This window comes from Arthrobacter sp. Dra40 (assembly GCF_059091905.1).
This window is the reverse complement of record NZ_JBNHHB010000591.1, coordinates 1-324: the sequence shown is the minus strand read 5'-3', so window position 1 is coordinate 324 and position 324 is coordinate 1. Positions and strand designations below refer to the sequence as shown.

Annotated in this window: 1 protein-coding gene; it reads left to right on the top strand. The window is 70.1% G+C overall.

Features of this window, described 5'->3' with window-relative positions; genetic code table 11:
- Positions 1-15: 15 nt before the first annotated feature.
- A partial coding sequence (locus tag AC5RWT_RS38140) for a zinc-binding metallopeptidase family protein (RefSeq protein WP_494084724.1) occupies positions 16-324 on the top strand: 309 nt, incomplete at its 3' end.

Genomic DNA, 324 nt, shown 5'->3' with positions numbered 1-324 from the left:
GAGCACGTCGCGTACTTGAACGTCGATGTGGTGGGCTCGCCGAACGCGGTGGCGTTCGTGTACGACGGCGACGGCTCGGACAGCGAGGAGGCCGGGCCCGAGGGGTCGGGCGCCGTCGAACAGGTGTTCCTCGACATCCTGCGCGCCGAGGGAGTCGAGGCGCTGCCGTTCGGGTTCATCGAGGATTCGGACTACGACGCGTTCGTGAAGGGCGGCATCCCGGCCGGGGGCCTGTTCACCGGCGACGCGGGGACCAAGAGCGAGGCCGAGGCGCTCACGTTCGGCGGGCAGGCGGGGGACCAGTACGACGAGTGCTACCACCAG